Annotated in this window: 15 protein-coding genes; 11 read left to right on the top strand and 4 right to left on the bottom strand. The window is 38.0% G+C overall.

The window, feature by feature from the left end; genetic code table 11:
- The first annotated feature begins 193 nt into the window (after nt 1–193).
- The 10 genes from ACYT6F_RS07510 to ACYT6F_RS07465 all read left to right on the top strand — a co-directional run bounded on the left by ACYT6F_RS07510 (nt 194) and on the right by ACYT6F_RS07465 (nt 20,360).
- Nucleotides 194–3,562, top strand: coding sequence for a T9SS type B sorting domain-containing protein (locus ACYT6F_RS07510; RefSeq protein WP_472600601.1), 3,369 nt, complete (start codon nt 194–196; stop codon nt 3,560–3,562).
- Nucleotides 3,563–3,637: 75 nt separating this feature from the next.
- Nucleotides 3,638–6,775, top strand: coding sequence for a T9SS type B sorting domain-containing protein (locus tag ACYT6F_RS07505; RefSeq protein WP_472600600.1), 3,138 nt, complete (start codon nt 3,638–3,640; stop codon nt 6,773–6,775).
- A gap of 279 nt (nt 6,776–7,054) precedes the next feature.
- The gene (locus tag ACYT6F_RS07500) at nt 7,055–9,865 is read left to right on the top strand and encodes a T9SS type B sorting domain-containing protein (RefSeq protein WP_472600599.1); all 2,811 of its coding nucleotides are present in this window, start codon (nt 7,055–7,057) and stop codon (nt 9,863–9,865) included.
- 207 nt (nt 9,866–10,072) lie between these two features.
- Complete coding sequence (locus ACYT6F_RS07495) at nt 10,073–12,883, top strand: T9SS type B sorting domain-containing protein (RefSeq protein WP_472600598.1); 2,811 nt, start codon at nt 10,073–10,075, stop codon at nt 12,881–12,883.
- A gap of 166 nt (nt 12,884–13,049) precedes the next feature.
- Nucleotides 13,050–16,454, top strand: coding sequence for a T9SS type B sorting domain-containing protein (locus ACYT6F_RS07490; RefSeq protein ID WP_472600597.1), 3,405 nt, complete (start codon nt 13,050–13,052; stop codon nt 16,452–16,454).
- 163 nt (nt 16,455–16,617) lie between these two features.
- Entirely contained in the window at nt 16,618–17,406 is a 789-nt protein-coding gene (locus ACYT6F_RS07485; protein WP_472600596.1) for a hypothetical protein, read from the top strand.
- Between the two features lie 159 nt (nt 17,407–17,565).
- Nucleotides 17,566–18,351, top strand: coding sequence for a DUF6759 domain-containing protein (locus ACYT6F_RS07480; protein WP_472600595.1), 786 nt, complete (start codon nt 17,566–17,568; stop codon nt 18,349–18,351).
- Between the two features lie 65 nt (nt 18,352–18,416).
- A complete protein-coding gene (trmB, locus tag ACYT6F_RS07475; protein ID WP_472600594.1) occupies nt 18,417–19,094 on the top strand; it encodes a tRNA (guanosine(46)-N7)-methyltransferase TrmB in 678 nt (225 codons plus the stop codon).
- Between the two features lie 136 nt (nt 19,095–19,230).
- Nucleotides 19,231–19,872, top strand: coding sequence for a DUF6759 domain-containing protein (locus ACYT6F_RS07470; RefSeq protein ID WP_472600593.1), 642 nt, complete (start codon nt 19,231–19,233; stop codon nt 19,870–19,872).
- Nucleotides 19,873–19,904: 32 nt separating this feature from the next.
- Nucleotides 19,905–20,360: a DUF6759 domain-containing protein gene (locus ACYT6F_RS07465; RefSeq protein WP_472600592.1), complete on the top strand. Its 456-nt coding sequence runs from the start codon at nt 19,905–19,907 to the stop codon at nt 20,358–20,360.
- 83 nt (nt 20,361–20,443) lie between these two features.
- Here ACYT6F_RS07465 and rpsB read toward each other — a convergent pair whose 3' ends face one another.
- The 3 genes from rpsB to rplM form a co-directional block, all read right to left on the bottom strand.
- Nucleotides 20,444–21,205, bottom strand: a complete 762-nt coding sequence (gene rpsB / locus ACYT6F_RS07460; RefSeq protein ID WP_169232023.1) for a 30S ribosomal protein S2 — start codon at nt 21,203–21,205, stop codon at nt 20,444–20,446.
- A 207-nt stretch (nt 21,206–21,412) separates the two neighbouring features.
- Nucleotides 21,413–21,799: a 30S ribosomal protein S9 gene (gene rpsI / locus ACYT6F_RS07455; protein WP_029295345.1), complete on the bottom strand. Its 387-nt coding sequence runs from the start codon at nt 21,797–21,799 to the stop codon at nt 21,413–21,415.
- 5 nt (nt 21,800–21,804) lie between these two features.
- The gene (rplM, locus tag ACYT6F_RS07450) at nt 21,805–22,260 is read right to left on the bottom strand and encodes a 50S ribosomal protein L13 (RefSeq protein WP_027381190.1); all 456 of its coding nucleotides are present in this window, start codon (nt 22,258–22,260) and stop codon (nt 21,805–21,807) included.
- Between the two features lie 362 nt (nt 22,261–22,622).
- On the opposite strand from rplM, the gene ACYT6F_RS07445 reads away from it, so the two are divergent.
- The gene (locus ACYT6F_RS07445; RefSeq protein WP_472600591.1) at nt 22,623–23,723 is read left to right on the top strand and encodes a DUF3667 domain-containing protein; all 1,101 of its coding nucleotides are present in this window, start codon (nt 22,623–22,625) and stop codon (nt 23,721–23,723) included.
- Here ACYT6F_RS07445 and ACYT6F_RS07440 read toward each other — a convergent pair.
- A complete protein-coding gene (locus ACYT6F_RS07440) occupies nt 23,720–24,052 on the bottom strand; it encodes a hypothetical protein (RefSeq protein WP_472600590.1) in 333 nt (110 codons plus the stop codon). The two genes, ACYT6F_RS07445 and ACYT6F_RS07440, sit on opposite strands and share 4 nt — an antisense overlap.
- Between the last annotated feature and the right edge of the window lie 21 nt (nt 24,053–24,073).

Below are 24,073 nucleotides of genomic sequence, written 5' to 3'. Positions count from 1 at the left end.
TCTTTTTTTTAATTTAAAATACAGATCCCGGTGACTTTCACCGGGATTTTTTGTATTTCACAATTATGAGATCTTATGACACATTAAAAATATATTAAATATTCAATAATTGTTAAGGTTATACAATTTATCTGTTAAATTTATATAAATAATTGATTTTTAATACTTACATTTGCATCCCTTATCTAAAAACATGAAAAAACTTCTACTAACCATTTGTACTTTTTTTTGTTTATTATTCAATGCCCAGCTGGATACGGATCATTGGTTTGCTCCCATGTCATCAAGAGTAGGAAACAGTGCATTGCAGGGATATCTATATCTTTCTACGAATGAGACAGCTCCATTCAGTGTTCAGATTTTTAATGACAATACATTATATACAACAGTACAGGTAAGTAAGGGTAATCCCGTAGAAGTGGCCATCCCAAATTCTTTTCTGATCAGTACCGATCAGCAGGATCTTTTTACCCCCAATTCTATGGGAATGTACGTAAAAGGATCAAAAAAGTTTTTTGCCAACTACCGATTCTCGCTGCAGAATCATGCAGAAATCATTACTTCAAAAGGTCTTGCAGGGTTAGGCACTACTTTTTATGCGGCAATGGCTCCTAATAATGCCAATTCTCCGAATATAAGTTCGCCGATTATCAATTCAACAATTGGAGTAACGGCTACTGAAGATAATACAGCAGTTATTGTTTCAGGATATAATCCGAATGTCATTTTTTCCGACGGTTCTTCAACTCTTACAAAAAATTTCACGTTAAATAAAGGACAGTCATACATTATGGATATGCGCGCTGCAGACAGCCCTTTCAACCTGGATGGATTGATCGGTGCTAAAATTGTAGCAACAAAACCCATATCCGTGACCAATGGAAATTTTAACGGGATGCATTATCCCGCAAACGGCCTCACCAACAACGATATTCTTATGGATCAGGCTGTCCCTGTAGACAGGCTTGGGAAAGATTTTGTTTTGGTGAAAGGTAATGGATCTGTATCCTCACAAATGGAATCTGCATTAGTGATCGCTACGGAAAACAATACCCAGATTACAATCAACGGGGTCAATTCAGGAATTACCCTGAATGAAGGGCAATATTATATGATTCCGAGCATCAATTACATCAACCAGGGAAACGGGATCTACAATATGGGGATTTCCACCAATAAGAATGCATACGTATATCAGTTTCTGGCAGGAGTTTCAGGGGGTAACGAATATCCTACGGGAGGAATGAATTTTATCCCGCCACTCAGCTGTTTTCTTCCGAATAAAATTGACGAGATCGGCTTTATTAATAAAATTGGAAACCAGACGTTCAGCACCAGGCTTAATATCATCACCCAAACCGGCGCAACAGTTACTTTAAACGGAAATCCTATTGCTGCCAATAATGGTCCGGTTCCTGTAACCGGCAACCCAAACTGGGTAACATATTCTATCCCAAGCGTTTCAGGGACAATCACGGTAAATTCAACCAAGCCTGTTACTGCCGGCATTGCAGCCGGAAGCGGCGCTGTAGGATATGGCGGATATTTTGCAGGATTTTCATCAGTCCCTGTCATTTCAAAAACCGGAGACTGTTATCTGGGAATTTTACTGCAGGTAGACAATACTTATGACGCCTATCAGTGGTACCTCAACGGCAACCCGATTCCGGGGGCAACCTCATATTCAATTAATCCAGAATTGTACGGAGCCGGAACTTATACCTGTCTTGTTACAAAAAACAACTGCGAATCGAAACTGACAACCGGGTACAATTACACACTTTGTCCACCCATTACCACTACAACTTATACTATCGGCTCGTGTAATACAAAAGTTATTTCTCCAGCTTTTACAACATCCGCTCAATCCATTGTGCCGGCCAATACAAGCATTATTCTGGCGCCGACCTCAGGAACAGCAACTGTAAATCCTGCGACAGGACAAATCACCTATACTCCGAATCCCGGTCTTACGGCAGATGCTACAGATACTTTTATTTATTACACTGAAGGAAACGGCAACCCTGCTGATTTTGAATACTTTAAAATCATTATCAATATAGATGTTTTACAAACAGTAAACGGATCATTAACATCATGTACGGATCAAAACGGAAACGGGACATTCAATCTCAATTCAGTAAATGTTACCCCCGACTCCGGAACTACGGTTCAGTATTTCACCAATGCTGCATTAAGCGGTACTCCTATTGCCAATACTGCGGCTTATAACGGTCCTGCAGGAACAGTTTATGCTAATGTTACTTCTCAATATGGATGTACAAAAACTGCACAGATCACATTAACAACAACTCCCTCACCGTCTGTAAATACAGGCAACTTCAATGCTACTCTTTGCGATGATAATTTCGACGGAATTGTAAATGTTAATTTTCAAAATGTCACTTCATCCATTGTACCTAATCCGGCTATCGTTAATGTAAGGTACTATCTTCTGCAGACAGATGCCAATGCCGGAAATACCAATAACTTACCAGCCAACTGGAGTTATACTGCCAATACAACGGTTTATGTTCGTGTTGATGCACTTACAGGAAGCTGCCCCCCGGCTTTTGGACAAATTAATTTTAAAATAGGTAACAGAACTGCATTGCTAACCTCAACGGTAAATGCTGATGTCTGTGATAATGATATCAACGGCTCCGAAAGCATAAACTTAAATGATTATAAAAATCAGTTTACCACAAATGCGGGAGTAACGCTCATCTTTCATAATACTCTGGCGAATGCACAGGCAGGAACCAATGCTATATCTCCTGCACAGATTATTACATCGCCTTTAACTACTTTTTATATAAGATTTACAAGCGCATCGGAATGTCCGAGCACGGGTGTTTTAATGATTAATTTAAAAGCTCCGAAAAAATCTAATATTCTGAGAGACCAGACGGTATGTCCTAACGAAAAAGCAATTCTGGATGCCGGCCCCGGCTTTACCTCGTATAAATGGAATACGGGAGCAACCACTCAAACTATCACTGTGGGAGCAGGAAGTTATTATGTCGATCTTGAGTTCAACGGATGTATCTACCGCCAGTCTGTAAATGTTACTACTTCAACATCTCCTGTTATTAATAAAATTGAAGTATCAGGCTACAATGCCACGGTTTCTGTTTCCGGCGGAACGCCTCCTTACAAATATTCATTAAACGGAATTGATTATCAGACCTCTAATGTTTTTACCGGTTTATCCAGAGGACTTCACAGCGTTTATGTTTTAAGTGCTGACGGATGCTTTCCGGTTATTAAAGAGTTTTTAATTTTAAATTTAATTAATGCGATCACGCCTAACGGAGACGGCATTAATGATGTACTGAATTATTCTGATCTAAAAATTAAACAAAATGTCTCTATAGAAGTTGTAGACCGGTATGGCGCTCCAGTTTACAAATCCACAGATAAGAACTACATCTGGGACGGGAAAATAGATGGAAGGCCCTTATCTACGGGAACATACTGGTATATATTAAAATGGACTGAGCCTGACACCAAATTACCGGTTTCATATTCAGGATGGCTTTTAATTAAAAATCGTGAATAAAAACAACTTTTTAATGTTTTATTAACAATATATTGAATAATAGTTTATTTTTGTAGAAATCATAATCCATACCATATGAAAAGATTTCTATTATCTTTCGTATTAATGCTTTTTGCTGTTAATACCCTTTTTGCACAGAGAGATACGGAACACTGGTTCGCACCGATGAAGAACAAAACAGGTTTAACCGGTGGTACAAACAGCCAGTCTATTTATTTCTCTACCGATTCCACGGTTCCTTTTGATGTGGAGATTTATAATAACAACACCTTAATTGAAACCGTGAATATTGTTAAAGGAAGCCCGGTAATATACAATCTTCCTATAAACACTGGAAACTCAAGCCTTGTTACATCATTACAAACTGATGTCTTCACAACTATTACAAAGGGAATTTATACAAAAGGCTCCAAGCCTTATTATGCCAATTTCAGAATTTCGGTTCCCAGTCACGGTGAAGTTATAACCTCCAAAGGAAAAGCCGGAATCGGTAAGAAGTTTTATGCAGCTGCCGCACCGATTACAGATATCAGCGGAGGAGGCATTTACAATTTTACGACAGGAATTCTTGCAACGGAGAATAATACCGTTGTTACAGTTTCAGGATATTCTCCCAGCGTTATATTTTCAAACGGTGTTACCGGAGCGTCTACGCCATCTATGTCTTTTACACTCAACAAAGGCCAATCTTATATTATTGAAGGAGCAGGAAACCAATCCGGAAATGCGACAGGTTTTATAGGTGCTAAAATTGAAGCGGACAAACCTATATCGGTTACTAACGGTAATTTTAATGGTCAGTTTTCATGGGGAGCTGTAGGAGGCAGCTCAGACATCATTATGGACCAGTCTGTACCGGTAGAGCGATTAGGAAATGAATTTGTTTTGGTAAAAGGAAATGGTAATGTAGATGCCAAGATGGAAGATGCCCTGATCATTGCCACTGAAAATAATACGGAAGTACGCATCAATGGAGGGCCCGTTGTAGCAACCCTTAACGAAGGACAATTCTACAGAGTGAATGGGCCGAATGTAAATGCCCCGGCCAATAATGTCAATTACATCGATCAGGGTAACGGACATTATAATATGCATATTAAAACGTCTAAAAATGTATATGTCTATCAGCTTCTTGCGGGCCTTGCAACAAGTATTGCGACCATAGGATACAATTACATCCCACCTTTAAACTGTTTCTTACCAAGAAAAATTGATGAGATTGCTTTAATCAACGATCTGAATGGCGTTACAAATGATATTAAATTAAATATTCTGACAGAAGCGGGAGCAACTGTTACTTACAACACCGGCGGTGCACCTTTTACCCCAACCGCAGCACAAGGACCATATCCGGTTCAGGGAACTACCGACTGGGTATCATATTCTATTCCGGGGTTATCGGGTAATATTACGGTAAATTCTACCAAAGCTGTAACCGCGGGTATTGCGGGAGGAAGCGGAGTTGTAGGCTATGGGGGATATTTTGCAGGCTTCTCATCCGTCCCGGTAATTGCTAAGCAAACAGGAGACTGTGTTCCGGGAATTATTCTTGAATTGGACGATAGTTTTGAAACCTATCAATGGTTTTTAAATGGCGTTGCCATCGCTGGCGCTACACAGAACGTATACACTCCTACTCAGGCAGGAGATTACACCGTAAAAGTGACAATGGGAACGTGCCCTCCGGTAACAACTCCTATATACAAAGTATTTTCATGCATAACGAATACTACAGCCAATCTTAGCGCATGTGCTACTAAGGTTATCACACCAGCGTTTTCATTCACTACTACACAAACGCCTGTAGCAAGCACGGTAACTATTCTTACATATCCTACTCACGGAACAGCAACACTAAACCCATCAAATGGGCAAATCACTTACATTCCGAATACAGGATATATCGGTCCTGATACTATTGTTTATCAGTTCTGCGGCAATGCTCCGGAATTTGTTGATTGTGAGCATGTAACATTAAATTTAAATGTCGTTCCTTTCATTTTAACAGATACTACTATTAAAACATGCCAATATAACGGAAAAGGATTTTTTGATCTTACAACAGCCAATGTAACACTATACGACCCTGTTATCAAGAAATTCTATCCTACTTTAGCAGACCTTAATGCAGGAACAAACCAAATAAATAACCCTACCAATTATTTTTCGGCAGAAGGCTTTGTTTATGTAAAAGTAACGACTAATGAAGGATGCGTAGGAAATGCAAAAATAACATTATCATTCTACCCTTCACCGGTTGTAACAGAAGCTACTTTAAGTGAATGTTTCCTGGAAAATAATGAAACCAAAGCAAAATTTAATCTTACTATTGCAAATGTAACGACATTAAATCCCGTTACGAAAAAGTATTATCCGACATTCGTGGATGCCAGCAACGGAACCAATGAGATTTTAAATGCAGATTCCTATATATCCGGAGACGGAACTGCTTATATAAGAGTATACAACAGCAACCAGTGTTATAGTATCGCTAAGGTTAATCTAAAAGTAATTCCTCCGAAAAGATCTGCGGTACTTACCGACAAGATTATTTGTATTGACGGAAGAACCAATCTGGATGCCGGACCGGGATATGCTTCTTATCAATGGAATACGGGAGCCACAACACAGGTATTGGAAGGAGCTTCTGTAGGAGAGTACTGGGTAATTCTGGAAGATAACGGATGTTTTGTAAAACAGCCCGTAAAGGTGAAAAAAGCTGACACCCCGGTCATTAAAGAGATTGAAATATCAAATAATACCGTAACCGTTCATGTAACAGGAGGCAAGGGTCCTTACCAATATGCCGTAGATTCACCTAATAACTGGCAGGATTCTAATGTATTTACAGGACTTAGCAGAGGACAGCATGTATTCTATGTGAAAGATGCCTACAACTGTACCCCGGTTTCTGTTGAGGTAACTGTACCAAATCTTATTAACGCAATTACGCCTAATGGTGATAATAAGAATGACTTTATTGATTATAGTGAGCTTGCTTACAAAGAAAATCTTTCATTTGTTGTCTACGATCGATACGGAAATAAGATATTTACAGGTGATAAATTTAATAACTACAAATGGGACGGGAAACATTATGATAAAAAACTGATAACCGGAACCTACTGGTATCATATCAATTGGAATGAGCCTAATAAAGAAAAAACCCCGATCAAATATACAGGTTGGATATTAGTGAAAAATATAAATTGATACAAAGTTCTGTATAATATAAAAGGCTGCCTATAATGGGCAGCCTTTTATATTATACACTTTTAAAAGAAAATACGCTCAGCAATTTTTTATAAAATCGTGCAATATACAAAAATGAATTTAACTTTTATGTAGTATTATTTAGTTCAATCTATTACAAATAATTAATTTAACATTCATATTGAGAATGTGGTATCTATTGTATAGTTTTTTTCTATTTTTTATGCGGAATATATCAAAATAATCATTTATTTTTGCATTAATACTAATTCATGAGTTATGAAAAAAAAATTATTTGCTTTTTTAGTATTGCTTTTTGGCATTACTATTACCTTCGCTCAAAAAGATACTGAGCATTGGTTTGCCCCGTATTTCGACACGTCCAATTCTAACTATAATCATGCATTATATTTCTCAACAGACTCTGTCAATCCATTTGAAGTAAAGATTTATAATAACAATGTGGTTATTGGTACCGTGACAATCAGTAAAGGCGCACCACAGATATTCAATCTGAGTACTAATTTTATAAGAACAGCTAACCCTGCCACTGCCGGAGTTCCTAACAATATGGGAATATATACAAAAGGTGAACGTCCTTATTTTGTATCTTTAAGAATAGCATTGATTGCCCATGGCGAAATAATAACATCCAAAGGCAAAGCAGGGATTGGAACTCATTTTTTTTCAGCCGCAGCACCTATTAAGGCTTCGGGTTCCATATATAATTTTACTACAGGTATTATGGCAACCGAAGACAATACAACTGTAACTATATCCGGATATAATCCTGGTGTAAAGTTTAAAAATATTCCCACTCCTACCCCTCTTGTTCTTAATGTGACACTAAACAAAGGACAGTCATATATTCTTACTGGAAACGCCAGCACTGCAGCAAATAAAGAAGGCTTTATAGGAGCAAAAATAGAAGCTACAAAACCCATTTCCGTAACTAATGGAAATTCTAACGGCTTTTATGCCACAGGACCAGTAGATGGTTCGGATCTTATCATGGACCAATCTGTGCCCACAGAACGCCTTGGAAATGAATTTGCTATGGTAAAAAGTATCTCCACAAGCCCTCATAACATGGAAGGCGGTATTATCATTGGGACAGAAAATGGTACCGATATTTATTTGAATGATTCTACAACTCCAGTTGCTACCATTAATGAAGGAGAATATTACAGAATTTTGGCCAATCAATATAAAAATCAGGGAGGAGGACATTTTAACATTTATGTAAAAACCTCCAAAAATGTTTACTTATATCAGCTTATTGGATCAGGCTCTGGAAACTATACCGGAGGATATAATTATATCCCACCTTTAAACTGTTTTCTTCCAAGAAAAATTGATGAGATTGGCAACATTAACCTTATGCCCAATATCACATCACCCATATTATTGAAGCTTAATATTTTAACTGAGACTGGAGCCACTGTTACCGTAAACGGCGTTACACCGACTGTTGCACAAGGCCCTTATCCTCTTACCGGTAATTCCCAATGGGTAACATATGCTATTACCGGAATTACCGGAAATGTGACTATAACGTCAAATAAAGCAGTTACTGCCGGAATAAACGGAGGATACGGCACAGCAGGATACGGAGGATACTTTGCCGGTTTTTCTTCAATACCAGTAATCACAAAGAAGTCAGGAGAATGTATTCCCGGTCTTTCACTTGAAGTTGCCGACAGCTATGAGACATACCAATGGTTTCTGAATGGAAATCCTATTGCAGGAGCTAACTCTAACAACTATACTCCCATTGTTGCAGGAAATTACACCGTCAGAGTCTCGGTGGGCACATGTATCCCTGCTACAACACCAGTATACAAGGTATACAAATGTCTTCAGAAAACGACAAAGAATGCAATTATGTGTGAAGCCTCCTACCCCGTTATTCCCGAATTTACCAATTCTACTCAGGCATATGTGGCCAATACACTAACGATTGTAACACCTCCCGCTAACGGAACGACAGCGATTAATCAGAACGGAATTATTATCTATACGCCCAATCCTGGCTTTTTAGGAAATGATACTATTGTATATAAGTTCTGCGGTAATGACCCCGAATTCCCTGACTGTGAAGAAGTTACACTAACACTAAACGTTTCTGAAAGTCCTACAGTCACTGACGTTATGTTTAGATCATGCTCAATAGCCTCGAATCCTGCAACTGCATCGTTCAATCTGACGACTGCTCCTATAACAACGAGCACAGGAGTCATAAAAAAATACTATCCATCTATTACCGATGCACAAAACGGAACTAATGAAATTTTAAATCCCGCAACATATATTGCTCCAAACGGTGTTGTTTTTGTGAGGGTTAGTAAAACCAGCTTATGCTACAAAATAGCGAAAATAACACTTGTTGTACTGCCGCCGGTTCAGTCCGATATTCTAAAGGATAAATTTATCTGTATGGAAAATACAACAACATTAGATGCAGGACCAGGATTTGACGGATATCAATGGAGCACCGGAGCAACCACGCAGTCGATTAACAACGTGACAGTAGGCACTTACTGGGTAGACCTTAAAACAGGAGAATGTGTAACAAGGCAAAACGTAACAGTACACCCCTCCGAACAGCCGGTTATTTCAAATATCGAAATTTCCAATAATACCGTTACTGTTTATACGATCGGAGGAACAGCTCCTTACAAATATTCAAGAGATAATATCACCTGGCAGGATTCTAATGTATTTACTAATGTTCCCAGAGGAGGCATGATTGTATATGTAAAAGACGATTATGGGTGCAATCCCATTGCTGTCGAAATTACAGTTCCTAATTTAATTAATGTCATTACGCCTAATGGAGACGGAATAAACGATGTTCTTGATTATTCGGCGTTAGCTTACAAACCGAATTTTAAATTTAACATTTTTGACCGCTACGGAAGCAAAATTCATGAAGGAAATAAGGACAACAGCTACAAATGGGACGGAACAATGGTGGGCAGAAAAGTTCCTACAGGAAGCTACTGGTTCGACATCAGCTGGAATGAACCCAACCACAGGAATACCCCGGTCAGATACACCGGCTGGATATTAGTTAAAAATATAGATTAATAGAAATGAAAAAAATAACGAAAGTGCTGTCTCAAAAGACAGTACTTTTTTTATGAATATGCCCAAAAGACAGCAATAATTAATTCTTTTATAAAAGTAATTGACCGCTTTTTAAACAATATGTTTATTATATAATCTTTTTCTAACAATAATATAATTAACTTTTAAAATATTCTGTTATTTTTGCAGCAATCCTAATTCCTATTTATGAAAAGATTTTTATTATCTTTCGTATTAATGTTTTTGAGCATTAATACCATCTTTGCGCAAAGAGATACAGACCACTGGTTTGCTCCTTATTTTGACATATCAAGTTCAAATTACAACCATGCTTTATATTTCTCAACAGACTCTGTAACACCATTTGAAGTAAAGATATATAATAATAACGCGGTTATCGGTACCGTGACCATCAGCAAAGGGACGCCGCAGGTTTTTACCCTTAATGCCAATGCAATAAGAACTGTAAATGCTTCAGGCGCAGGTGTCCCTACCAATATGGGAGTATACACCAAAGGTGATAAACCCTATTTTGTTTCCCTGAGGGCTGCCATATCTTCACACGGTGAGATTATCACTTCTAAAGGTAAGGCGGGTATCGGCACGAAATTCTATGCGGCAGCGACACCTATTACCACTACCGGTTCGCTGTATAATTTTACCACAGGAATCATGGCAACGGAAGACAACACGAGTGTTACCGTATCCGGATATGATCCTAATATAGTGTTTACCAACATTCCTACCCCAACTCCGCTTACACTTACTGTTACTTTAAATAAAGGCCAGTCATACATTCTTACCGGAAACGCCGATGCAGTAGCTAACAGAGAAGGTTTTATCGGTGCAAAAATAGAAGCCACAAAACCTATTTCTGTAACGAATGGAAATTCAAACGGCTTCTATGCTACCGGAAGCAACGATGGTTCCGATCTTATTATGGACCAGTCTGTTCCTACAGACCGTCTCGGAAACGAATTCGCCATGGTAAAAAGCATCTCCACCAGTCCCGACAATATGGAAGGCGGAATTATAATCGGTACGGAAAACGGAACTGATATTTATCTGAATGATGCAACAACTCCTGTTGCGACAATTGATGAGGGAGAATATTACAGAATTCTTGCCAATCAATACAAAAATCAGGGCGGAGGCCATTCCAACCTATATATAAAAACTACTAAAAATGTTTATGTATACCAGCTGGTGGGTGCAGGTTCTGCAAATAATACCGGAGGATACAATTATATACCTCCGTTAAACTGTTTCCTGCCCAGAAAAATTGATGAAATTGGTAATATCCACCTGATGCCTACTATCACTTCTGCTATCAATTTAAAGCTTAATATTTTAACGGAAGCCGGAGCTGCTGTTACCGTGAACGGCGTTACTCCTACTGCTGCACAAGGTCCTTATCCGCTTACCGGAAATTCGCAATGGGTAACCTATGCTATTACCGGAATTACCGGAAATGTAACCGTTACTTCAACCAAAGCGGTAACTGCAGGAGTAAACGGAGGGTATAGTACGGCAGGATACGGAGGATACTTTGCTGGATTTTCTTCAATTCCCTTGATTGCAAAACAAACCGGGGACTGTATTCCAGGGCTTGTACTTGAAGTGGATGACAGCTACGAGACCTATCAATGGTTCCTCAATGGAAATCCTATTGCAGGAGCTAACTCCAATAGTTACACACCGACGGTGGCGGGTAACTACACCGTAAGAATTACGGTCGGTTCGTGTGCTCCGGCAACAACACCCATATACAAAGTATTTACATGCCTTCAGCAAACAACAAACAATATGACAGTTTGTGAAGGATTCAAGGCAATTATTCCGGATTTTACCAGCTCAACACAGACATATGTTCCTAGTACGGTAACGATTGTAACCCCTCCAACTAACGGAACAGCTGTGATTGACCCGAATGGGGTAATTATTTATACTCCTAATTTCGGATTCTCAGGTACTGATACCATTGTTTATAAATTCTGCGGTAACGATCCTGAATTTACGGACTGCGAACAAGTTACTTTAACGCTAACTGTTTCTGAAAGCCCTACGGTAAATGATGCTACTTTAAGATCATGTTTCATCGCTTCGAATCCCGCAACCGCGTTGTTCAATCTTACAACCGCTCCTGTAACAGGGACTACCGGAGTCGTAAAACAATATTACCCATCTCCTACCGATGCTCAGAACGGCACTAATGAAATCCAGAATCCTGACACGTATATTGCGCCAAACGGTGTTGTTTTCATAAAAGTCAGCAATACTAACGGCTGTTTCAGAATAGCAAAAGTTACTTTAATCGTATTGCCGCCGATGTACTCAAGTGTTCTTCAGGATAAAATCATCTGTATGGAAGACACCACAACATTAGATGCCGGAACAGGATTTGACGGATATCAGTGGAGTACCGGAGCAACAACTCAATCAATCAGCAATGTAACAGTAGGAACCTATTGGGTAGACCTTAAAACAGGAGACTGTGTAGCAAGACAAAACGTAAAAGTATATCCGTCTGAACAGCCGGTTATTTCAAATATTGAAATTTCTAATAATAGTGTTACCGTACATACCATCGGAGGAACTGCCCCTTACAGATACTCTACAGATAATATTAACTGGCAGGATTCAAATGTATTCACGAACGTACCGAGAGGGAATACGGTTTTTTATGTAAAAGATGACTATGGATGCGATCCTATCACCGTAGAAGTTACCGTTCCGAATTTAATTAATGTCATCACACCTAACGGAGACGGAGTAAATGACATTCTTGATTACTCGGCATTGGCCTACAAAAAGAATTTTACCTTTAATATTTATGACCGGTACGGAAGTAAAATCCATGAAGGAAATAAGGCCAACAGCTACAAATGGGACGGAGCCATTGGAGGCAAAAAGGTATCCACAGGAAATTACTGGTTCGACATCAGCTGGAATGAGCCTAACAGTAAAAATACGCCGATTAAGTACTCCGGATGGATTATGGTTAAAAACAGGGAATAACTCTCTATTACTTTATAAGTTTAAAAAGACTGTCTTGCCAGACAGTCTTTTTTTGTTGTATTCAAGCCAAAACTTAAAAAAATATGATCACAGGCTGCTTTTTTTGCGTATTTTCAATAAAACAAATACATATTATTATTAAATTTGTAATAAAGGCTATAACTGAATGAAAAAACTTCTATCTGTTTTATTTATATTTTATTTCTTCACCCCTGTGTTTTCCCAGCTTGACAGAGAACATTGGTTTGCACCCATGATAGATAGAACCGCGAACCCAAATCCTTACCAAAAACTCTATCTTTCTACCAATCGTACTACTCCGTTTCCCGTGAGTGTGTACAACAACAATACTATAATCGCCACCGTAACAATCAGTAAAGGAAATCCTCAGAAAATAGACATTCCTCGAGATATGATTATTACTACGCAACAGGCCGATCTTTTTACCACCACTACTAAAGGTCTGAATGTGAAAGCAGAGTTCCCATTTTATGCCAACCTCAGATTTTCGGTCTTTAATCATGCAGAAATCATAACCTCAAAGGGAATCCCTTCTGCCGGAAAACTTTTCTACGCAGCAAATGCGCCAATTACGGTAAGTAATACCATCCTGAATTTCATGACTAGTGTTCTGGCAACAGAAGACAATACAACCGTAACAGTATCAGGATATAAGCCCGGTGTTCAGTTTTCTAACGGAACAACGGGTATTACAAATCCTACCATGACGTTTACCTTAAATAAAGGACAATCATACATTATTGACGGGATAGGAAATATTCCCGGAAATTTTGACGGTTTTATTGGTGCCAAAATTGTATCCAACAAGCCGGTGAATGTGACAAACGGTAACTTTAACGGACAGTATGCAGGAAATTTTGCTACCAGTTCTGATATTCTTATGGATCAGGCTGTTCCTGTAGAAAGACTCGGAAACGAATTTGCCCTCGTAAAAGGTAACGGAAGCCTCACCTCAAATATGGAAGGTGCTCTTGTAATTGCTACGGAAAACAACACCGAAATCCGCGTTAACAATGAAACATTGCCTATTGCAACATTAAATACAGGTCAGTATTTTATGATCCCAGGTTCGAAATATCAGCTTCAGGGAAATGATCATTATAATCTGTATATAAGAACATCTAAAAATGCTTATGTTTACCAGGTTCTTGCAGGAGCAAGCAACGCAGGAAATGAAATTGCAACCGGAGGATTCAACTTTATTCCTTCTCTTAACTGTTACCTTCCCAAGCAGATTAATGAACTTGGTCTCATTGATGAAAATTTTGTTTTTTCAAATGGAAATCCAACCGGAATTTTAAATATTCCCACGAAACTAAACCTTATCACGGAACGTGGCGCTGTAGTGACTGTAAACGGGGTGACCCCGCCTGCTACAACCGGACCTTTTAATATGACCGGTACCACAAACTGGGTGACGTATGGTATTCCCAATACAACCGGTACCATAACAGTAGTATCTTCAAAAGCCATTACGGCTGGGATTACAGCAGGAAGTGATGCGGTAGGTTACGGAGGATTTTTTGCAGGATTCCCGACACAACCGGTTATCCTTAAAACAGGTGGAGACTGTGCTCCCGGTATTGTTCTTACGGTTGATCCCGTTATTTATGACACTTACCAATGGTACAACAACGGAATTTTAATTCCAGGCGCTACCGGACCTTCAATATCTCCAACTCAATCAGGATATTATACATGTTCGGTTACAATGGGAAGCTGTGCTCCGTTGATCACAGAACAATTTAAGGTGCTGAACTGTACGAAACTTTCATCGGCAACCTATGATATTTGTACCTCCAAAATAATTACGCCTCTATTCACCTCTTCAGCACAGACACCTGTTTCTTCAACAGTATCAATAGTTACGGCACCAACGTTAGGAACAGCAACAGTAAACCCGGCAACAGGAACCATAACCTATACGGCTACAAATCCGGGAGCAGCAGCAACAGATACATTCAGCTATACATTCTGTGGAAATGATCCTGTCTTTACCGACTGTGAAACGGTAACCGTAACTGTGAATATTCAGGCGCTGACCGTAAATAATGATACCCTTACCGTTTGCAATAATGGTTTCGGACAGGGAGTATTTAATTTAACATCTGCCAATGTCACCGGTAATTCTCCGGTAACGATTACTTATTATCCCTCCCTATCAGATGCTCAGAATGAAACTCCGGCAGCACTGATAACAACGCCAGCCACTTATACTGCGGCAAACGGAACGATTGTTTATGCAGTGGTAAAAAATAATATCGGATGTAAAAGTATTGCACAGATTACTCTTAACCTTAATCCTTTTGCCACAATTGTCAATAATTATACAGGAACTTTCTGTGATGATAATCTAGATGGCATTGTTAACGTTATTTTACCCAATATTACCCCTATTGTTTTATCAAATTCCAATTATTTTCCGGGTGTAAGATACTATGCAAATATAGCGGATGCGAATCTCGGAAATAACAATACTCTTCCGAATAACTGGTCTTATAATGCTCCCACAACGATTTATATTAGAGTGGATTCTCCGGACGGATGTGCACCAGTTGTGAAGCCTATTAATTTTACGATCGGACCTAAAATTCCACTGAATAACGCTACACATTCTGTAACAATGTGTGATGATAATCTCGACGGTTCCAAAATAATTGATTTATTGCCTTATATCAGCCAGTTTACCGCAGATCCCGCGGTAACACCTACCTTCTTCGCTACACAGCTGGACGCCCAGAATAATACCTCTCCGCTTATAAACCCTGTCAATATTACCGGTGTACAAACTCTTTATATACGGTTTGAAAAACCCGGAATATGTCCTAATATAGCTTCTATTACCATCAACGTAAAAACACCTAAACATTCTGATATACTAGTCAGCAAAGTGATTTGTCCGCAAACAAAGACGATTTTGGATGCAGGACCAGGCTTTACGGGCTATCTATGGAGCACCGGCGCCACGACACCTTCCATCAGCAATGTTGGACCGGGTAACTATTGGGTGGATCTTACCTTTGACGGATGTACTTACAGACAGAATGTAACCGTAACGGAATCTGTGCTTCCGGTGATAAGCACCATTGAAATAAATGGCAGTACAGTAACCATTGGCGTAACCGGCGGTATACCACCTTATGAATATTCCATTGACGGAGTTACCTGGCAAAATTCCAACGTTTTTACCAATGTACCGCGCGGAAATTATATTGCTCACGTTCGGGATTCCAGCCGATGTGATGAGGTAACACAATCCTTTGTCATCATTAATCTTATCAACACTATCACACCAAATTTTGATGGCTATAATGACACTATAGATTATTCTTCATTAATGAATAAAGAAAATATTGTCTTCAGAATTTTCGACCGGTATGGCGCAGAAATTTTCAGGGGAGAAAAATCCAACAAATTCATATGGGATGGAAAAATCCAAGGCGGAAGGCCGATAAATACTGCAACTTACTGGTATTTCTTAAGCTGGACCGAATCTAAAGGAACGACTACCGTAAAATATACAAGCTGGCTTCTGGTAAAAAATTATTGATTTGTAAATTATTCGCATATGTTTTTCTTAGTTTTTAAGTAAAAAAACATTATTTATAACATTCGTTAACAATTTTATTTCAAAGTTTAATATAATTTTAACCACCCTTCACTACTAAAATAGGTATAAATTGATGCAATTCTGCGTAATTTTGCCCTATTATATGAAGAAACTATTTATCTTATCGCTGTTGGTTTTTCTGGTAAAAATTAACGCCCAGTCTTACTCCGGGGAAGTTTTTTTAAGAGACAACTCTGTTTTATATCTCAACCAGGTATACGTTACCAATCTTACTACTCAGAAGACCGTTCTCAGTGATTACAATGGTGATTTCAATATTTCTGCCAATACAGGAGATGTTATACGCTTCACTTCTATTGTTACGGAAAGGAAAGATATTAAAGTAACTCCACAGATGATTGATCAAAGAAATTTGATTGAATTAAAAATCGCTTATCACGATATTCAGGAAGTGGTGATCAACAGATTCAAACCTACCGGAAATCTTAGGTATGATGTGAATGCTTTAAGGAAAGAAGACAAAGCCCTTGCTATAAAAAAAGTGATCGGACTTCCCGAACCTAAAGGTGATGGCACTCCGCCGCAGCTCCCTGTTGCTGGCTTACGGGACGGTGGTTTAACCTTTAGCCTGGAAAGTATTTATGATATTCTTTCTGGTGAAAGAAAGAAAAAGCAGCGCTACATGGCATATGAAAGGATGAACAATTCTGTTACACAAATCAAGAATTATTTAGGAAAAGATTATTTTACCCGGTTTAAAATTCCTGAAAATCTTATTGACAATTTCCTTCAGTTTGTTTACACTTCAGAAAATATTGAACCTTATATTATGACAGGTAATTTTGAGGCGGTAAAAATTCCGATTGAAAAATATCTCCCGATTTATCAGCGAAGGCTAAGAAATTCGCACCTTCAGGAAATTGTAAAATAATTTATAAAATGTATACTGTAAGTTTCAGTATACATTTTTTTGTATTCGCCAGATTATTTTTACTTTTATCACAATAAAGTGCCTTATAGCAGAAAGTAATTTAGTTTCCGTTATCATATTAAGACACTTAAAAAAATAACAACGTTTTAATATCAATGAATGAAGAAGATATTTCTGATTTTCAGCGCTATTCTTTTTGTGAATTTTTCCGCCCAGAAAAAAGGCAAGGATTACAGTGAGATTTTAAAAAGCAAAAACATATATGAAATCAATGCTTTTCTAAGAGATGCCCACCCCGATGATCCCAGAAGATCAGTACTGAAGCCCAGGGTTATGGAAATGATGAAAGATTATATTAAAAATGCAAAACCAGGTGATACCAAGGTAAAGCAGATGCAGGATTGGCTTGCAATGCTGAAAAGACGGCCATCTACCAAAATATCTTTCGAGGAGATGAATGCCAACATCAAGAAAAAGCAGATTGCAAAATATCAGAAAGAACTCCAGGTTGGGCAGGCTGCGGTTGTTTATACTCCAAGTACTCCGCAAAATGTCTACATAGCTCCTACAACTCCCGCTACTACAACAGCCGCTGCAATACCGGATACTGAAGCTTCAGAGTTTAATATGCTGATGGCGGAAAATCCCGTAGAACATAAAAATAAAACCGTAAAAATATTAAATTCACTTTTCGACAACGATCCGAACGCCAAAGAATGCATTGTGATGATCGAAAATAAATCCGACTGCAATATTATTGTAAGAATGGAAGGCGTCGGCATTACAAAATACAGGCTTCCCGTTCCTGCCCACGGAGACAACTCCGTTGTTGTACAGAAAGGAGATTATCTTTTCACCAGTATTGTCTGCGGGGCGCAGTATGCATCCCAAAAAACAATACAGAAGCCTCTAATGGTCGCTCTCGGAAGTTCTTCCAAGAAATAAATTCATAGGATTTAAGGAAAGCTTTTATAAATTTTGCTATTTTTGCAGGATTTTATAACTGTTTCATGGGTAAAAATAAATTAGCAAGATTCGCGGAAAATAAGGTATTGCCAAACGTTGTTCAGCCAACCAGAGAGGAGGCACTGAACGGCTTTAATCTTAAAGGAAAATGGAAAACAGAATTCTTTAAGAATGACAATCCTATCGTACTGGAACTGGGCTGCGGTAAAGGGGAATACACTGTAGGACTGGCAAAGGCGTTTCCTGACAGAAACTTTATCGGCATCGACGTGAAGGGCGCAAGATTCTGGTTTGGTGCTAAGGAAGCTCATGAAACCGGAATGCAGAATGTCGCATTTCTGAGAACCCAGATCGAACTGGTAGATTATTTTTTCGGGGAAAATGAAGTTGATGAAATATGGATTACATTCCCGGATCCTCAGATCAAATACAAACGTACAAAGCACAGGCTTACTCATCCTGATTTTTTAGACAGATATAAAAAATTCCTGAAACCCGGCGGAATTATTCATTTAAAAACCGACTCGGAATTTCTTCACGGTTACACGCTCGGTTTTCTGCAGGGAGCAGGATATGAAATCATCACTGCACATCATGATATTTACGGAGCTCCTGAATATGATCCTGGTACACCGCATCTAAGAGATATCAGGACTTATTATGAAGAACTGTTTTCTGCTAAAGGAAAAACCATTACTTACATTAAATTTAAAATTAATTAAATAACACACACATGATGAAAAAAATACCCAGCCAGCATTTCTGAATAACATTGTATTTAACTAGCAAAGGATGTAATTATACTGCATTCTGATATTTTTATCGTATCTATAACACAAATTATCTGAAGTCCGGCTTATGAAAAAAAATATCTTACTTGTTTTGATGCTCTCATTTTTCGCATGCAAAAACGCCAATACAGCAAGTACTTTCCATCATATTTTAGAAAGTAAGGATATTAATGAAATTGAAAACTATCTAAAAAATATCCACCCCGATGATCCTAAAAAAAACATTCTGAAGTCTAAACTTATTGCTTTAAAAAACGCTGAATGGACTAAAGGCAAGAAGAATGCAAAACCCATGGAAGCAAGACCTGTGATTTCCGAAATACCTAACGGAGTCCTTAAAAAACCTAATTCTGACGAAGCAGAAGAGTTTAAACGTCTGATTGCTTCCTCCTCAACAGAACATAAAGAAAAGACGGTAAAGCTGCTTAACGCCATGTTTAATGAAGATATCAACAGTAAGGAAATTATCCTTTTGTTTAGGAACCAGTCTGATTGCAATCTCGTTCTAAAGATTCAAGGGAAAGATTTTTACAATATGGCTGTTCCGGCTAAGGGCGAAAACTTTATCGTGATCAATAAGGGGACGTACACATTGCAGGGGAATGTTTGTGACGTGGTGTATTCTTCTAAAAAAGATATCAACAAGAGTCTATTTTTAACGATTAGCAATCCCCGGCCTCCCCAGGGAAATACATTAAGAAAAAAGTAAAAAAGATTACATTTGTATTTATAATGATTGTTATGAAGAAGTACATTTCATTTTCAGCAGCTGTTATATTACTTCTGAACAGTTGTGGCAGCACAGTAAATACAAGAAAATATCCGGTCAGAAAAACCGTTGCGAAACCTTCCATCACGGGAAGCAGTACAATTTCTGCAGCACAGGCTGAAAGAGAATATCAAGCGCTGATTAAAACCTATAAATCTGAAAGTGCGGAGGTTCTAACTTATTTACTTAATGATTCTTCGGCCGATCCAAGAACCTCTATTACGGTAGAAAATAATTCCCGCTGCAATATGGTACTTACGATAAGCGGAAACAACTATTATAAGAAAGTTCCTATCGCGGCCAGTAAAATAGGAGCCGTGATGGTTCCTAAAAACCAGAATTACAATCTTTCCGGGATGATCTGCGATGCCGTTTACCAGAAAACAAAATTTATATCAGGGCCTTACGAAATAAAGCTTTCGAACTAATTTAAAGATAGACATAGCATCTGAAAAAATAAAACTGCTGAATCCAAGGATTCAGCAGTTTTTGTATGGTAAGAAAATCTCAATTATTCTCCGTCGAAATCAGCATCTTTATCTGCAGATACTACTTCTCCTTCTTCTTTAGATTTTTCTTTATCAGCTTTTCTCTGAGACTGACCTTCTTTGATAGCTTCAGAAACTACGCTAAGGATCATGTCGATAGATTTAGAAGCATCATCGTTTCCTGGGATAACGAAGTCTACTTTTCTAGGATCTGAGTTTGTATCAACGATACCGAAAACTGGGATACCTAATTTCTTAGCTTCAGTTACCGCGATGTGTTCTCTCATGATATCTACTACGAATACAGCAGAGGGAAGTCTTACCATGTCAGCGATAGAACCTAAGTTCTTCTCAAGGTTAGCTCTTTGTCTGTCTACCTGTAATCTTTCTTTTTTAGATAAAGTTTCGAACGTACCATCTTTTTTCATTTTATCGATGGAGTTCATTTTCTTAACAGCCTTTCTGATTGTAACGAAGTTCGTTAACATACCTCCAGGCCATCTTTCTGTAATATAAGGCATATTAAGTTCAGAAGCGTGTTTTGCAACAACTTCTTTCGCCTGCTTTTTAGTAGCTACGAAAAGAACTTTTTTACCTGCAGAAGTTAATTTTTCTAAAGCGCTGCAAGCTTCATCCAATTTAACTGCTGTTTTATGTAAGTCTACAATGTGAATACCATTTTTCTCCATAAAAATGTATGGAGCCATATTTGGGTTCCACTTTCTGGTCATGTGACCGAAGTGTACGCCAGCCTCTAGGAGGTCTTTTACATTTGCTTTTGCCATGTTTTCTGTTTTTGTTAGTTTACTTTCCGTCTTTTAAACAATCAACAACTTCTTTAGATGGGAGAAGCGTTTGGATGCTAAACGTAACGGGCAATTGGCGGTTTGCTTTTTGCTTTTGGCAATTGGCTTTGCGCCGAGATTAAGTTTAAATAAAATTTAATACATTTCTGTAGCCAATAGCTATAAGCCATTCGCCAACAGCAAATCTTAACGTTTTGAGAATTGGAATCTCTTTCTTGCTTTTTTCTGACCTGGCTTCTTTCTTTCCACCATTCTTGCGTCTCTTGTAAGTAAACCAGCTGGTTTCAAAGCTAATCTGAACTCAGCGTTGATTTCGCATAAAGCTCTTGAAATACCTAATCTGATAGCTTCTGCCTGTCCTGTATTTCCACCACCGAATACGTTTACGGTAACGTCGTACTGACCAACAGTTTCAGAAAGGATAAATGGTTGGTTCAATTTGTAAACCATTACATCTGTAGAGAAGTATTCTTTAGCATCTTTACCGTTTACTGTAATGTTACCAGAACCTGGCTTCACATAAACTCTTGCTACAGAAGTTTTTCTTCTTCCGATTTTGTGAACTGTAGACATATTAATTATTTAAATTCGTTAACATTAATTGTTTTAGGCTGTTGAGCTTCATGTTTGTGCTCAGTTCCTTCATATAAGTAAAGATTCTTAAGGATAGCAGCTCCCAGTCTGTTTTTAGGCAACATCCCTTTTACTGATTTTTCCAATACTTTTAAAGAATCTTTCTTTTGAAGTTCAGCCGCAGTCATAGACTTCTGTCCTCCAGGATACCCTGTATGCCAGATATACGTCTTGTCGTTCCACTTGTTTCCGGAAAGAGTTACTTTCCCAGCATTCAAAACAATTACGTTATCACCACAATCTACGTGAGGTGTATAATTTGTTTTGTGCTTACCTCTCAAAATCTTTGCAACCGTAGAAGCTAATCTACCTAACGGCTGTCCTTCAGCGTCTACCACAACCCATTCTTTATTAGCAGTAGCTTTGTTCGCTGAAACAGTTTTGTAACTTAATGTATTCACACGTTTTAGTTAAAGATTAAACATAATTTTCCCCTAAAAGGGTGTGCAAAGGTACAAATTATTTTTTTATCCCAAAAACATATCATGCATTAATTATTCTGTAATCATAAAATTAAGATATTTAGATGTTTACGAAAATAAGTTCGAATAACAAAAGCAACATATACATCTCGAAAGAGCATACTGTGTAAAATTCTCAATAAAATATTAAAGCTGATTATTTTTCAAGACGAATTTAATCATAAAGTCTGCTTTTTGTTAGGCTGTATTAAATTTTATTCAAATATTAACAGTAAATTTTATGAATAAATATATAGTATCGACTAAATTTTTATATTTGCGGTAATAAAATGTCACTAATCATGAGTCACGGTAAACTAAGAGATGATAAAACCTGTCTGAACTGCGGGCATACGGTTGAAGAAAGGTTCTGCCCCCACTGCGGACAGGAAAATATTCAGCCCAAACAGCCTTTCTATTACTTATTCTCGCATTTTATTGAGGATTTCACGCATTATGACGGGCAGTTCTGGAAAACAATTAAATATCTCTTGTTTCGTCCGGGGAAGCTTACCAAAGAATATCTTGCAGGAAAAAGACAATCGTATGTAGCTCCGGTTAAACTCTATATTTTTATAAGTTTCATTACATTTTTTCTTCCTTCCCTTTTTTCCTCTTCAGAAGAACAGCAGGAAAGTAAGGAAGTTTACCATATAAACAGAGTAGAAAGGGAAAAAGCAAATAAAGAAAAAATCGTAAAATTACTCGACAGCATCAATAAAGAGAATAAAAATATGCTCATAAAGCCTGAAGTCATCAAGGATCTTAAAGTAACCGAGGTCAACGGAAATAATATTGAAACAGATGCTTTCGAAGAAACCGAAGACGGAAAGCTAGGTATTCTCGGAGCCTCAAATATGAAGCAGTTTGATTCCCTTTCAGCTAAGAACACCAATAAACAGTCTTTGTTTAATTTCATGAGGCCGGTTGCAAAAAAGATCTTTCATTTACAGGAACAGGGACTGAATAAAGAACAGATTTTCGAGAAATTTAGCGAAACCGTTGTGCATACGTTACCTAAAGCGCTGTTCATCTACCTACCGGTTTTCGCTTTTTTCTTATGGATTTTCCATAACAAAAAGAAATGGTGGTTTTTTGATAACGGGATTTTCACGCTCCATTATTTCTCATTCTTACTGCTGGGAATCCTCCTGATGATATTTTCATCGGAAATCTTATCATTGCTCCCGGATCACACCATTTTTAAACTATTGAACTTTCTTATCTATACAACAGCTATAGTGTACATGCTGATCTATTTCTTTATAGCCCATCACAGGGTCTACGAAAATTCCAGAAGCATAAGCGTAATTAAAGGAATATCTTTATTTATTATTAATTTCTTTGCGCTTTTGTGTATGTTACTTTTATTAGTATACGCAAGTTTCCGTATGATGCATTAATCACGAAGTGTTTTATTGGCTCTGAAGCTTGCAATTAAATAATACGCTACGAAAACAGTGGAAAATTTCAAGATAGAAGGAATTGCCAGCTCAAGATTAAAAATCAAAGTTCCCACCAGAACTAGAATTCCCATAGCCACAAAAGAAAGCCCTAATTTTTTGGCTAAAGTGAAATTTGGGGTATCGAGATAATAAGCAATTCCCCAAGCGAAACCGAAAGCAATTGCATAATAAATGTCAAGTCCGATGTTTTCAGAACTGTAAAAAAAATAGTTGATCAAAAAACTCAGAACAGTTCCCAATAAAAAATAAAGCAAAGCTTTTTTCATACCATATATAATAAAATACAA

It is taken from the genome of Chryseobacterium sp. NG-CE01, from assembly GCF_055695505.1.
The sequence above is the reverse complement of the archived record's forward strand: the minus strand, read 5'-3'. Positions and strand labels throughout refer to the sequence as shown.

Coding starts and splice junctions, on each gene's coding strand:
- ACYT6F_RS07510 (WP_472600601.1), top strand. CDS start 194: ATGAAAAAACTTCTACTAACCATTTGTACTTTTTTTTGTTTATTATTC.
- ACYT6F_RS07505 (WP_472600600.1), top strand. CDS start 3,638: ATGAAAAGATTTCTATTATCTTTCGTATTAATGCTTTTTGCTGTTAAT.
- ACYT6F_RS07500 (WP_472600599.1), top strand. CDS start 7,055: ATGAAAAAAAAATTATTTGCTTTTTTAGTATTGCTTTTTGGCATTACT.
- ACYT6F_RS07495 (WP_472600598.1), top strand. CDS start 10,073: ATGAAAAGATTTTTATTATCTTTCGTATTAATGTTTTTGAGCATTAAT.
- ACYT6F_RS07490 (WP_472600597.1), top strand. CDS start 13,050: ATGAAAAAACTTCTATCTGTTTTATTTATATTTTATTTCTTCACCCCT.
- ACYT6F_RS07485 (WP_472600596.1), top strand. CDS start 16,618: ATGAAGAAACTATTTATCTTATCGCTGTTGGTTTTTCTGGTAAAAATT.
- ACYT6F_RS07480 (WP_472600595.1), top strand. CDS start 17,566: ATGAAGAAGATATTTCTGATTTTCAGCGCTATTCTTTTTGTGAATTTT.
- trmB (WP_472600594.1), top strand. CDS start 18,417: ATGGGTAAAAATAAATTAGCAAGATTCGCGGAAAATAAGGTATTGCCA.
- ACYT6F_RS07470 (WP_472600593.1), top strand. CDS start 19,231: ATGAAAAAAAATATCTTACTTGTTTTGATGCTCTCATTTTTCGCATGC.
- ACYT6F_RS07465 (WP_472600592.1), top strand. CDS start 19,905: ATGAAGAAGTACATTTCATTTTCAGCAGCTGTTATATTACTTCTGAAC.
- rpsB (WP_169232023.1), bottom strand. CDS start 21,205: ATGGCAAAAGCAAATGTAAAAGACCTCCTAGAGGCTGGCGTACACTTC.
- rpsI (WP_029295345.1), bottom strand. CDS start 21,799: ATGTCTACAGTTCACAAAATCGGAAGAAGAAAAACTTCTGTAGCAAGA.
- ACYT6F_RS07445 (WP_472600591.1), top strand. CDS start 22,623: ATGAGTCACGGTAAACTAAGAGATGATAAAACCTGTCTGAACTGCGGG.
- ACYT6F_RS07440 (WP_472600590.1), bottom strand. CDS start 24,052: ATGAAAAAAGCTTTGCTTTATTTTTTATTGGGAACTGTTCTGAGTTTT.